The organism is Pyramidobacter sp. CG50-2, from assembly GCF_003612005.1.
GTDB lineage: Bacteria > Synergistota > Synergistia > Synergistales > Dethiosulfovibrionaceae > Pyramidobacter.
The window spans coordinates 60,787-72,652 of sequence record NZ_RAWT01000001.1; the positions used below are offsets into that span (position 1 = coordinate 60,787).

An 11,866-nucleotide genomic window follows, 5' to 3' on the forward strand; every position below is an offset into this window, starting at 1 on the left:
TCAGAGAAATGAATCTTCCCCTTGGCGTTATTATACATTTTTAACCCGGCTTTGAGAAGTCCCCGAACCAAAGTATACAATAGCAAACGTCCCTTGTATGAGAGACATTTCAAGCGGCGTTATGCGATTTCCTGTCGTGTTATTCCTCCCCGACGGCGCGGCGAGTTCCACATTTTACAGAACATTCCCCACGAGAATGTCAGCTTCTATAAAATCACGCGGTATTATATGCGTCGCGGCGTCTCCGCCACGACTCGCGAAACCGACGCCCGGAATATTCCCGGCGCGACGATGAAAGGACCTCGACCGGACCGCCTCGCCCCATTGCTGCAAACCCTTTCGGCAGCGAAAAATCATGCTCCCCGGAAGACCCCGGCGCCGCCGCACACGCCAAAGCGCGGAGAACCGTCGGTTCTCCGCGCTTTGGCCATCGGTCAATATTCGGATCGTTTTTCCCCGCTAGAAGCCGACGGCCGCTCCCAAACGACGGCTGTCGGCGCCGCCGTTGAGGAACTTGTCGGTGCCCTTGGCGTTCCAGTCGAACATGATGCCCTGGGCGCCGCCGGTGTACAGCGGTTCCTGCAGCGAGATCTTGTAGCCCATCAGTTCGAGCGTGTCAAGAAGCGCTTTGTCGTAGCGATCGTTTTCGGTTCTCATTTCGTTGCCGCTCTGATTGTGGAAGCGCGCCGCCTCGATCGCCTCGTCCATCGTCATGCCGTGGTCGACGGCGTTCATGATGCACTGAGCCACGGCGGTGATGATACGGGTCGCTCCGGGCGAACCGATGCTCATGAAAGGACGCCCTTCGGGATCGAGCACGATCGTGGGGCTCATGCAGGACAAAGGCCGCTTGCCGGGTTCGGGGGCGTTGACGCTTTCCGGATTGGAAGCGAAGTCGTCCATCTCGTCGTTGATCAGAAAACCGTACTCGGGCACGAACACCGAAGACCCCATGAAGAAGTTGATCGTGTTGGTCGAAGTGACGACGTTGCCGAACTGGTCGGCCACGGAGAAGCTGGAAGTCGAGAAACGCTCGTCTCCCATGCCGCCGAGGAAAGAAGTCTTCTCCGCCGTGTCGTACTTCCAGGGATCGCCCGCTTCCGGCTTGTCGACGATCGCGTCGGTGATCCTGCTGGCTTCCTCCCTGGCGTATTCCTTGGACTGCAGCCCCGCCAGCGGGACTTTGGCGTAAGCAGTGTCGGCCATGTACTTGCTGCGGTCGGCGAACATCATCTTCGTCGCCTCGCCGAAGACATGAACTTTCTTCGCGGACTTGAATCCCAAGCTCTTGACGTCGTAGTTTTCCATGATGTTGAGCAGCTGGACCACATGCGTGCCGCCGGACGACGCGGGAGGCACGGAATAAATCCGGTAACCCCGATAGGTGCCGATGACGGGCTTGCGGACGTACATCTGATAATTGGCAAGATCCTCCATGGTCATCTTGCCGCCGGTGCGCTCCACGGCCCTGCAAATGGCCTCGCCGATCTCGCCCTTGTAGAACACGTCGATCCCCTTCTCGGCGATCAGACGGAAGGTTTTGGCCAACGCCGGCTGTTTCAGAAGCGTGCCGCCCTCGATGGGCAGTCCGACCTCGTCGAAGAAAGGCAGCGTGCCGGGCTCGTTGAACTGGTTCAGCGTCTCGAAGTGATCCTGAATGAATCCCTTCTGGGCCGGGTCGGTGACGAAGCCTTCCTCGGCCAGACGGATGGCGGGTTCGGCAACCTGGGCAAAGGTCATGGTGCCGTAGTTCTCGAGCGCGTAGGTCATGCCCTTCAGCCAGCCGGGCACGCCGACGGACTTGCCGCCGTAGGCCGACCACTTTTCCTTCTTGGCCTGCTCGGACGCGAACATATCCTTGGTGGCCGAAGCGGGAGCCTGCTCGCGGTAATCGAGGCAGATCACGTCTTTCGTCTTTTCCGAATAGAAGGTCATAAATCCGCCGCCGCCGATGCCGGAAGCGTTGAACTCTACGACGTTCAGCGCCAGAGCCGTGGCGACCGCCGCGTCGATCGCATTGCCGCCCTTCTGCAGGATCTCGACGCCGGCTTTGGCCGCCAATTCGTGCGCCGCAGCCACCATGCCATGCTCGGCGTAAACATCCTTGACCTCCACAGCGCCGGCCCCGCATGCAGCAGCGGCGACCAGAGCCAATGCCAACGTTGCGCCCAATTTCTTCATACCGTTCCCTCCTTTGTATTTTGAGACTGCAAAACGCTCCGCAGCCCTAAAGCCCAACCTCATAAAACGACTGTTTATTGCGCCGGGGCCAGCCAGGCGCCGAGCCCCTTTTCGTTGATCTCTTCATACGAAGGGATGCCCTCCACGACGATTTCCTTGCCGGGGCGCACGTCGCCAAGCAGTTCGACGTACTTGCTCATGGCTGCGACATGGCGTGCCGTCCTCAATTCAAGCGGCTGCCGGTCCACGTAGGGGATGAACAGCACGCCGAGCGTGGCGGCTTTCATGTAAGCCTTGTCGTGCCCCGTGAGCACCAGCGCCTCATCGGTGTGGCCGCGCAGACGCCCCTGCGCCGGATTGCCGGCTTCCATCAGGATCGGGATCACATTAGGACAGTGATCTCCCCACTCGCGGTGGCTCAAACCGCGGAAGTTCACCGGCGAAGGCTCGAGCCGCATGGGAATGCCCATCATCTCGAGTTCCATCGTGACCATCGCGGCCAGCTCCATGGAGTGTTCATGAGCGACCGTCGCGTTGATGACGGGGTATTCCGGCGAAGCTTCGTGAAGGTCGAACGCCAGATCGACGTTTTCCTTGTTCAGCAGTTCGACGATGGCGAGGCCGACCAGCTGCGTCAGACCGTCGTTCCTCGTTCCGGGATAGGAGCGGTTCAGATTGCTGCGCGAGCCGCCATCGAGTTTCTGACCGGAAGGATAGTGGATATACACATCGGGCTCCGGCCACTGGTCGATTGGATTGGTGGCGCGCGAACCGTACTTGAACACCCGCGCCTTTCCTCCTTCCTGGGGAATGTGGAAGCGCTGGGGAGCCGCGTCTTGAGGCGAGTTGTGAGTGAACGCCGACATATTGGCGCAGGGCAGCACGATCAGGCGCCCCTTTTTCACCTGCGCGCGCTCAAGATACATGACGGCGCCCATATAGCCGGCAGGCTCGTTAGGATGCGTGCCGCCCATAACGAAGACCGTGCCCCCCTCTTCGGCCCCCTTCTGAACGTAAACGGGCGTGTCGCCGTGAGTCCCTTTCAAGGCGGGTTCCCATTCGGACAGCATATGCCGTTCGAAGCCCGGCGCCGGATACAAGACATCCGGCTTCCACATGGACATGAACGACCGCGCCGTCAGCCAGCAGATCAGCCCGACCAAGGCGCACAGCGCCACAGCCGTGAGAGGACTGCCTTTGACCCTAGATCTCTCTTCCATCACGCCGGCCTCCTTACTTGATCATCAGCAGGCGGAGGACCAGCGGTATAAGCACCATCGCGCCGGTGACCTGCTTCCAGAACGAGCGCTCTTTGAACATGCAGCGCAGCACGAAGAGCAGCACGAAGAGCACGATTCCTCGGTAGATTAGCGTCATCAGGCTTTCCCTCCCTACTTGAGCAAAGCAGCGATATCGTTGCTGTAGACGATGATCAGAATGCCCCAGACGTCGAGGATGAAGCTCGGCCAGAGACACCTTTTGAGGATCTTGAAATAGTTCTCCTCCTCGACCACCTGCGCGGCGAAAATGCCGGCCAGCGCCGTCGGCGGCATCAAATCGCCCAGCGCAGCCACGAGGCTGAGAGCCGCCGCGACGACGACCGAATCCTTGCTGAGCATGGCCAGCAGGCAGGGAACGCCGAGCACCGAAGAAGCGCCGAAAGACGAGACCGCTCCGAACAACGGGATGATCAGCGCGATGCCAAGATAGAGCGTCCAGCTCGGCAGGCTCAGCGTCGAGACGACAATAAAGCCCTGCACGCCGATCAGCGTCATGATCTGGATGAACATGCCCACGCCCATGAGGATGCCGAGCACGGGCAGACAGTCGTCGATCGCCTCGGTAACCGTGTCGACGAAGTTCCATCTCACTCCCGCGAAGAATCCCGCCGCCGCGGAAACGAGGAAGATCAGCGGCATGCCAAGCCCCGGCCAGACGGAAGCCAGCGCCTGCTCGACGACAAACAGCGCCACCAGCACGATCACGGGCAGAGCGAGGCGGAAACCGAGCTTCTCGCGCTCCATCGTTCTCAGGTGCGCTTCAAGGGCCTGCGTGTCTTCGCCTTTACGGATCGCGGGATAGATCATCGTCAGCGCGTAGACGACCGCCAGCGGCATCGTGCAGACCAGCAGCGGCAGCGCGAAGCCCACGTAAGGGATATCGACGCCGGCGCAAATGATCATCGCGGGGATGCTGATCGGCGGCGCGATCATGCCCAGCAGGGCGGCCATGGAGATGATCGCGCCCGTCTTGACCTTGTCGACTCCGAGCGCCCTCAGCACCGGAGCGACCAGCGCTCCCGTGGTCAGCACGGAAGCCGTGGACGAGCCAGTGATCATGCCGGGCACCATGACGATCAGCATCAGGCCGATACTGAGCAGCGCCGGGAAACGGCGGAACCTGCGAATCAGCCATGCCGACAGCGCGTCAAGCAGGCCGATCCTGAGAATGACCTTCATAAAGACCATGGCCGTGGCGATCACAAGAATCGTGTTCAGATAGCCGAACTGCCCTTCCACAAAATGACGGAGCGGGAACCCTTCGCCGCCGGCCAGCGCGCCCACGATCGCGGCCAGGGCCATGGCCACGGCGATAGGCAGCTTCCAACGGAAAGCGCCAAAAGCGAAAACTGCAATCATGAGGAAGGTATAAAAACCTTCCGGCCAGAACCACTCCATGGGCGCGCCTTACTGTGCCGCGTTCCAGTCGGCGAGGAGCTTGCCCAGAGGCTCCTTTGTTCCCTTCACGTTGGGAGCGGTCTGGATGACGATCTTCCTTTCGTCGGCGTACTTGTCGAACACCCCGTCGGAGTTGCCGCCGTCGACGACGATCATGCCGTCGGCGTAAGGAGCCGCCGCGTTGATGAACAGGTCGGACAGAGTGCCGCGGCGTCCCTCGCCGCCCACGTGCATGATCAGGACCTTCACGCCCTTCTTTGCGGCCGCGTCCAGCAGGGCCTTCGCACGCGCCACTTCTTCTTCCTTGTCGATTCCCGCCGCGCCAAGCCCCTTGGAGCTGCCGCCGACGACGGCGACCAAAACTTTCTGGTTCTGCAGCGCTTCGGGCCTCATCAGCGCATCATAATCGGGAGTCACCTTCAGGGCGCGCATGACCACTTTCACCATCATCGCATCGGGTCCCTGGCCGATCGAGGTCAGGGCCACGTCGGCGGCGCAAGCGGCCGTCGCCAGGGTCAACGCGGCGATCATCGCGGAAACAATTCTTCTCATCTTCACAAAAACCAGCCTCCTCTGATTTGGCCGCCGGGAACGGCGGCTTCCGACGATCGTTGCGGCGGCGCGTTTGGGCGCCGCCGGGAATGCCCCTGCGCTGTCGAGAGCGCGGAGGGCATTTTTGCCCTCTGTCTAAAGCGGCTGAGCGACCGCGACGGTGTTGATCGCGCGCGGCTCTTTCAGGCCGAAGCGCCGCGCCGCCTCGGCGTACTGTGCCGCGTCTCCGGACGTGTTCAGCTCCAGGCTGCCGGAGCCGGCGTCGTTGAGAAGCCCCTGCGCTTCGAGAAAACGCTTCACCGCCAGCGCCTGCTCATGAGCGGGATCGATCAGCGTCAGCTGCGGATAAAGACGATTCAGGTGTCCGGAAACCAGCGGATAATGAGTGCAGCCCAGGATCAGGTGCCGGATCGGCGCCTGGGCCAACAGCGGCTCCACCGCCGCGCGCAGCTCGGGATCGATCGATTCGGGGCGAAGGTCGCCGCCGTCGATCAGGCGCGCCAGATTGGGGCAGCCCTGGACGCAGACCTTCATCCCCGGCCGGACGGCGTTGATGAGGCGATGGTACGCCCCCGACCGCGCCGTGAAGACGGTCCCGATCACGCCGACGCAATCGGCGTCCAGCGTCGCCACGGAAGCGGCGCCCGCTTCGATGACGCTGAAAATCTTGAACGGATAATCGTCGCGGTACCGATCGATCAGCGAAGAAATCGTGTTGCAGGCCACGGCCGCCGCCTTGACGCCGCGCCGCTCCAAAAACGCGAGGATCTGGCGCGTCAGATGCAGGATTTCCTCGCCCGATCTGTTGCCGTAAGGCATGTTGGCGCTGTCGCCGTAATAGACCACGTCTTCTCCCGGCAGGACTTTCTGTATTTCCCTGACGACGGAAAAGCCTCCCACGCCGGAATCGAAAACGCCCACGGGACTCAGCTTATCCATAGAACTCCCCTCTTTGTCTGAATTTTAAACCTTGCCTGACAGTATTCTAGCACAAAAAAACGGCCGGACATGCGCGTCCGGCCGAACGTTTTTCGTTAAATGCATTGCAACGGATCCTCGCCGTTAAAATCCCGGCGCCCGGCCGCTGCAAGCCGTTTTACCGCAGCAGTTTCCCCAGCTCGGCCGTTTTGCGCTCGAACACGGCCAGCGCCCGCTCCACCGGTTCGGGCGTGCTCATGTCCACGCCGGCGTCGCGCAGTAGGCTGATCGGGTCCTTCGAGCAGCCGCCCCGCAGCAGGTTCAGATAGGCGTCGCGCTCGGCGCGCCCGCCGGCGAGGATGCGGTCGACCAGCGCCAGCGCCGCCGCAAGGCTGGTGGCATACTGATAGACGTAAAAAGCGCTGTAGAAGTGCGGGATGCGCGACCATTCCGCGGCCAGATCGGGATTGGCGCCGACTTCTTCGCCGTAGTAGCGCGTGTACAGTTCGCTCCACATACGGTTCAGCAGCTCCGGCGTCAGGGGTTCGCCCTTTTCGGCCAGAGCGTGCGCGTCGCGTTCGAACTCGGCGAACAGCGTCTGGCGGTAGATCGTCTGGCGGATCAGCTCGAGCTGCTGGCTCAGCAGAAAGATCTTCTCCTCGCGGTCGGCCGTGTTCCCCAGCAGATGCTCCACCAGCAGCGTTTCGTTGACCGTGCTGGCCACCTCGGCGACGAACAGCGTGTAGCTGGCGTAGACCTGCGGCTGGGCCGCGTTGGACAGCCAGGTGTGGATAGAGTGTCCGCCCTCGTGGGCCAGCGTCGAGACGTCGCGGTACGTGCCGCCGTAGTTGAGCAGCATGTAGGGATGCACGCCCCAGCAGCCCCACGAATAGGCGCCGCTGCGCTTGCCGCGGTTCTCGTACACGTCGATCCAGCGCTCGCTGAAAGCGCGCCGCATCGTGCGCGCGTACTCCTCGCCCAAGGGCGCGACGGCTTCGAGCACCAGCTTCTGCGCCGTTTCGTAGCTGAACGTCCGCTTGATCTCCTTCGTGAAGGGGGCGTACAAATCCCACGGCTCCATGCGCTCAACGCCGAGGGCCTTTTTCTTCAGCGCCACGTATTCGTGCAGCGCCGGCAGTTTTCCGTTCACCGCCGCGACCAGGCCGTCGTAGACGGACACGGGGATCTCGTTGCCGTACAGCGACGCTTCCAGCGCCGAACCGTAGCGGCGCAGGCGCGCGAAGGTGACGTCTTTCCTGACGCTGGCCGCATAGGCCGCGCCCAGCGTGTTGCGGAACTTCGCAAACGTCCGGTGGATGCCCTCGAACGCTTCGCGGCGCACGCGGCGTTTCGGCGAGGAGATGTAGCGGCCGTAGCTTTCCTGCGTCAGCGGCCGCTTTTCGCCCTTTTCGTCGGCGATCTCGCCGAACTGCATGTCCGCGTCGGCGAGCATCGAAAAGATCTCGTCGGGGGCCCCGGCCAGCTCGCCCATCGCCGCCATGACGGCTTCCTGCTCGGCGGAAAGGACGTGCTTCTTCTCGCGCAGGATGCGCCGCAGCATCAGGCGGTACAGCTCCAGCTTCGGCTCCCGCGCCAGAAAGGCGCCGATCTTCGCCTCGTCGGCGCTGAGGATCTCCGGAGACAGGAACGCCGACGCCTCCGCCGCCCGAACGCTCAGCTGCGTGGCGCGCGCCGCCAGCGCCTTCGGCCCTTCCGCCGCCGTGTCCTCGTGGCTGCGCATCACCGCGTAGCTGTACAGCCGCCCCAGCAGGTAATCCAGCCGCTCGTCCAGCGTGATCGCCTTCAGCAGCGACGCGGCCGAGTCCATCACGCGCCCCCGGCAGGCCGCCAGTTCCGCCGCCGTCGCTTCCGCTTCCTTCGCCTCCGCTTCCCACTGCGCCGGCGCGGCGTAAATGTCTTCCAGCTTCCAGCGCGCCGCCTCGGGCACCTCCGCGCGCGTTTCGTACAGCGGCGCCGCGTAGCCCGCGTCGCCGGCGACGCCCGATGCCTTCGTTTCGTTCTCCGTCATTTCGCAACTCCCTTTCTCATCTTCTCCGACGCTCAAAAACCGGGAATGAAAAACAGCTTACGATCGTGCAGGCTGATGCGGTAGATCCGCCCCGAGGGACGGTCCCAGGCGTAAAATCCGTTGCCCGCCGGGATGCCCGCGCCGTCGAGGAACTGCATGTCCCCGCCGCGCGCGGTGGAATCGGTGACCGTGCCGCGCACCGGGCGGGCGATCGGCAGACGCCCCACCACCCGGCGCGGCCGCCAGTTCCCGCTCAGCCCCGTGCGCGCCACGATATCCGCCACAGCCTCGGCCACCGGCGCCGGACAGACGCCGAGAAAGTCGTAACGCCCGTGCGGCGAGCGCGCGAAATCGCGCAGCAGCCCGGCCGCCAGCCATTCGCCGCCTTCACGGCGCGGCAGTTCGATCAGCGCCGCATAGAGCGCGTCGATCACCATGAACGCCCGCGGCGTTTCCGACGGCAGCTCGAAAGAGCCGACCTCGTCCCAGCGGCTCGGGTCGCCGCCCGGCACGTGGGCGCGCAGAACGCTCCACGCCGCCTGCAGCCGCTGCGGCGCCTCGTCCCGGACGCAGCGCCGCCACAGCGAGTACAAAGAGCCCTCAAGGATCTGACCGTCGAGCGTCCGGCGCAGCTCCGCCGCTTTCGCCTCGCCCGCCGCGCGGGCCTCCTGCGCCGCCGTCAGCCGCTGCCAGCGGGCGTCGATTTCCGCTTTCGTCAGCGCCGCGGCCGAAGCCGGGACGGCACATATCCAAAACGCCACGGCAAGACACTTTATGCGATTCATTCTGTTTCATCTCCTTAAAACATTTCAACGCAAGATTTCGCCTTTCCGCCGTCGGAGCTCTTTCATTATAACTCATGGGCACGGCGCTTGCGCGCGCTCTTTTTCGGCGTTATACTTTCCCCGCAAGATTATTTATTCTTTCAGGAGTGATCATCAGATGTGCAATGAAGAAACTATGGGTCTGCTGGCCGGCATCGCCGCGCGCCGGTCCTGCCGCGCCTTCGAAAACACGCCGCCGGGGCCGGAGCTGCTCGCGTCGGTGCTGAAATACGCCACGTTCTCCCCCTCAGCCAAAAACGCCCAGCCGTGGGAAGCCTACGTCGTCGCCGGAGAACGCCTCGACGCCCTGCGCGCGAAGATGGACGAAGCCTTTCGTCAGGGCCGGGGCGTGCCCATGCACGCCGGGCGGGAAATGCCCGCGTGGCAGGCCCGCGCCCGCGAACTGAGCGGCGCCCTGGCGCCCGTTCTCGAGCGCCAGGGCTGGGAGCCGAAAAGCTTCATCGGCCGCTGCCTGCGTTTCTTCGACGCGCCGGCCGCCGCCATCGTCTGCATGGACGGCGAGCCCAGCCCCCTGCATCTCCTCGACATCGGCATGTTCACGCAGACCCTGTGCCTGTCCGCCGCCGGGCACGGCCTTGCCAGCTGCATCATCGCCTACACGCTGCTCGTCGAACCGGCCATCCGCGAGTTCCTGCGCCTGCCCGCCGGGCGCCGCGTCATGATCACCGTGGCGCTCGGCTTCCCCGCCAAAGACCAGCCCATGGCCCAGTTCAGGTCCGGGCGCGCCGGAGCGGGCGAGAACGTTCACTTCGTCTGATCGTGGTTTTCGATGAAAAAGGCCCGACCGGTCATGCGACCGGTCGGACCTTTTCGTATTATGCTCCGCCCTCGGACTTTCGCCTTCCCTCGGCGCAAAGCAAACTCCCACGAAAGCATCTTGCTTCGACCTCCTCGAAGACCGTCTTCCGCGATTTCAATCACAGAAAATCTCATACTTCGCTTTCAACGCGCCCAAGCAGTCATAACGCAGCCGGCCTTCCTTTTGAAGCCGCCCAACCACGATGCCCGGAGCGATCCCCTCCTTTTCGGCGAAAGCGCATACGCTCTCGCGGTCAAAGCGGGCGGCCTCGGTAAAGCGCTCATACCCGCCGGCCGGAATGAGAGCATCTTGGGCAAACGTATCGGCGGCCCGTTCCATCCCTTCCCTCTCCGCCGCATCGTGCGTTCCGAAAATATCTCCCGCGATCACATGCCCCAACTCGTGAAACAGGTTGAACCAAAAGATATCCGCAAACTTTCCGCGCGTGGTCACGCCGACGACGATCTTTTTCCCGTCGATGAAAGAAGCCCCGTTCAGGAACGTCCCTTCAAAATGCGGCAGATATACGAGAGCGACGCCGCATTCAGCCAAACAATCCCTGAGCTTTTTATAAGAGTCGGCCGAGAATCCCTTTGAGAGCGCCCGAATTCGAGGAAGGAGCGCCGTCAATTTTTTGATGTCGATTTCGCCCGCTTCGACCTTCCGCGCTTCGAGACGCACTTTCTGCGACCAGGCGGCCAGAGCGTAATCGCTGCGATCGTTCTCGCCCAGCTGACGATACGCGATTCCCGGGATTTGGAACTTCCCCAGGAACGTCAGGCGCGCCGTCTCGAAGAACGACCTGAGCGCAAAAACCTTCTCCTTCGCGTTCCTCGTATTTTTTACCCAACCCCTGGCCGCCATTTTCGAGTACGGAAACTTCTTCGCGATTTCGACTTCCTCGTCCATCTCGAGCTCTTCCTTTACGCGGGTAAGCTTTTCCCGATAGATCGCCTCGAGATTGTTCCAGAATTTGGCGGGGATGCCGAGAACTGACTCCAACCTCAGCGCCATGTCCTGACTCAGCTCCACGCCGCCGTGAATCAGACGGCTGATATGCTTCTCGCTGATCCCCATACGCACCGCAAACTCTTTCTGCGTGAGCCCGCGCTCCTCCAGCTGTTCGCGTATCGTCGCGCCGGGGGGGACCGCGATAAAACTCCTGCTGTGCGCCATTTCAATTCCTCCTTTGCGTCCCTTGACGCCGTTTCTCATTTTCCGTCAGTGATAATCATTCTCGATTTTCGTGATTTTCACGGCTTCTATCCCTTGAATACAACCATCCCGGGTAAAGAGCAGACGATGCGGCTGGACCAGATCCATCGCCAGAGTCCCTTCCAGATTTCCATGCAGTTCATGGCAGCGTCCGATCCGGTGCGCCAAAAGAAAATCCACTGAATCCGCCGCGTGGATCTCATCCAACCTCTGGACGAGTTTCTCGGCCATCTCAACTCCGTAAGCCCGTATGGCCGCCTTGTCCGATGTGCAGACCCTTTCGAGCTTCTTGCTTTTGAACGTCGTAAGCAGTCTCTTCACCACCTGCAATTTACCTCTAAGGTAAATTAATTATATCACGCGCCTGAAAAATGTGCAAAAACATACCCCAGTTCAGGTCCGGGTGCGCCGGAGCGGGCGAGAACGTGCACTTCGTCCGATCCTGACATTCAACGCCAAAGGCCCGGCGGTCGCGCGACCGTCGGGCCTTTGGCGTTGAATACCAACATCAGTGGCGCGGCTGCTCTTCGGCGGGGAGGTCGGGGCGGACGACCAGCGTCACGTTGTTCTCGCGGGAAAACCGGGCCAGCATGGCGTCGAAACGCTCCTTCACTTCCGCCGGCACGTCAACTTTCATGGTCTCCATAGG

Annotated in this window: 12 protein-coding genes; 1 reads left to right on the forward strand and 11 read right to left on the reverse strand. The window is 62.2% G+C overall.

Going from position 1 to position 11,866, the window contains the following annotated elements:
* Positions 1-459 precede the first annotated feature (459 nt).
* From ggt to D7D26_RS00245, 8 genes are all read right to left on the reverse strand, one after another.
* Entirely contained in the window at positions 460-2,181 is a 1,722-nt protein-coding gene (gene ggt / locus D7D26_RS00215; protein ID WP_120371560.1) for a gamma-glutamyltransferase, read from the reverse strand.
* A 74-nt stretch (positions 2,182-2,255) separates the two neighbouring features.
* Positions 2,256-3,401, reverse strand: coding sequence for a succinylglutamate desuccinylase/aspartoacylase family protein (locus D7D26_RS00220; protein WP_120371561.1), 1,146 nt, complete (start codon positions 3,399-3,401; stop codon positions 2,256-2,258).
* A gap of 13 nt (positions 3,402-3,414) precedes the next feature.
* Positions 3,415-3,558 carry a hypothetical protein gene (locus tag D7D26_RS12435; protein WP_168170033.1) on the reverse strand — a complete coding sequence of 48 codons (144 nt, stop codon included), beginning with the start codon at positions 3,556-3,558 and terminating at the stop codon, positions 3,415-3,417.
* Between the two features lie 14 nt (positions 3,559-3,572).
* Positions 3,573-4,859 carry a TRAP transporter large permease subunit gene (locus D7D26_RS00225; protein WP_120371562.1) on the reverse strand — a complete coding sequence of 429 codons (1,287 nt, stop codon included), beginning with the start codon at positions 4,857-4,859 and terminating at the stop codon, positions 3,573-3,575.
* Positions 4,860-4,868: 9 nt separating this feature from the next.
* On the reverse strand, positions 4,869-5,411 hold the full coding sequence (locus D7D26_RS00230) for a DUF6305 family protein (protein ID WP_199674621.1): 543 nt from the start codon (positions 5,409-5,411) through the stop codon (positions 4,869-4,871).
* 135 nt (positions 5,412-5,546) lie between these two features.
* Complete coding sequence (gene murI, locus D7D26_RS00235) at positions 5,547-6,350, reverse strand: glutamate racemase (protein ID WP_120371564.1); 804 nt, start codon at positions 6,348-6,350, stop codon at positions 5,547-5,549.
* Between the two features lie 157 nt (positions 6,351-6,507).
* Positions 6,508-8,358, reverse strand: coding sequence for an oligoendopeptidase F (pepF, locus tag D7D26_RS00240; protein WP_120371565.1), 1,851 nt, complete (start codon positions 8,356-8,358; stop codon positions 6,508-6,510).
* A gap of 32 nt (positions 8,359-8,390) precedes the next feature.
* Entirely contained in the window at positions 8,391-9,143 is a 753-nt protein-coding gene (locus D7D26_RS00245; RefSeq protein ID WP_147413013.1) for a hypothetical protein, read from the reverse strand.
* Between the two features lie 157 nt (positions 9,144-9,300).
* On the opposite strand from D7D26_RS00245, the gene D7D26_RS00250 reads away from it, so the two are divergent.
* Complete coding sequence (locus D7D26_RS00250) at positions 9,301-9,960, forward strand: nitroreductase (protein ID WP_158606204.1); 660 nt, start codon at positions 9,301-9,303, stop codon at positions 9,958-9,960.
* Positions 9,961-10,116: 156 nt separating this feature from the next.
* Here D7D26_RS00250 and D7D26_RS00255 read toward each other — a convergent pair whose 3' ends face one another.
* The 3 genes from D7D26_RS00255 to D7D26_RS12210 form a co-directional block, all read right to left on the reverse strand.
* Positions 10,117-11,178, reverse strand: a complete 1,062-nt coding sequence (locus D7D26_RS00255; protein WP_120371568.1) for a HigA family addiction module antitoxin — start codon at positions 11,176-11,178, stop codon at positions 10,117-10,119.
* 45 nt (positions 11,179-11,223) lie between these two features.
* Entirely contained in the window at positions 11,224-11,538 is a 315-nt protein-coding gene (locus D7D26_RS00260; RefSeq protein ID WP_233543408.1) for a type II toxin-antitoxin system RelE/ParE family toxin, read from the reverse strand.
* 187 nt (positions 11,539-11,725) lie between these two features.
* Complete coding sequence (locus tag D7D26_RS12210) at positions 11,726-11,863, reverse strand: hypothetical protein (RefSeq protein WP_154528004.1); 138 nt, start codon at positions 11,861-11,863, stop codon at positions 11,726-11,728.
* Positions 11,864-11,866 lie beyond the last annotated feature (3 nt).

Coding starts and splice junctions, on each gene's coding strand:
- ggt (WP_120371560.1), bottom strand. CDS start 2,181: ATGAAGAAATTGGGCGCAACGTTGGCATTGGCTCTGGTCGCCGCTGCT.
- D7D26_RS00220 (WP_120371561.1), bottom strand. CDS start 3,401: ATGGAAGAGAGATCTAGGGTCAAAGGCAGTCCTCTCACGGCTGTGGCG.
- D7D26_RS12435 (WP_168170033.1), bottom strand. CDS start 3,558: ATGACGCTAATCTACCGAGGAATCGTGCTCTTCGTGCTGCTCTTCGTG.
- D7D26_RS00225 (WP_120371562.1), bottom strand. CDS start 4,859: ATGGAGTGGTTCTGGCCGGAAGGTTTTTATACCTTCCTCATGATTGCA.
- D7D26_RS00230 (WP_199674621.1), bottom strand. CDS start 5,411: ATGAGAAGAATTGTTTCCGCGATGATCGCCGCGTTGACCCTGGCGACG.
- murI (WP_120371564.1), bottom strand. CDS start 6,350: ATGGATAAGCTGAGTCCCGTGGGCGTTTTCGATTCCGGCGTGGGAGGC.
- pepF (WP_120371565.1), bottom strand. CDS start 8,358: ATGACGGAGAACGAAACGAAGGCATCGGGCGTCGCCGGCGACGCGGGC.
- D7D26_RS00245 (WP_147413013.1), bottom strand. CDS start 9,143: ATGAATCGCATAAAGTGTCTTGCCGTGGCGTTTTGGATATGTGCCGTC.
- D7D26_RS00250 (WP_158606204.1), top strand. CDS start 9,301: ATGTGCAATGAAGAAACTATGGGTCTGCTGGCCGGCATCGCCGCGCGC.
- D7D26_RS00255 (WP_120371568.1), bottom strand. CDS start 11,178: ATGGCGCACAGCAGGAGTTTTATCGCGGTCCCCCCCGGCGCGACGATA.
- D7D26_RS12210 (WP_154528004.1), bottom strand. CDS start 11,863: ATGGAGACCATGAAAGTTGACGTGCCGGCGGAAGTGAAGGAGCGTTTC.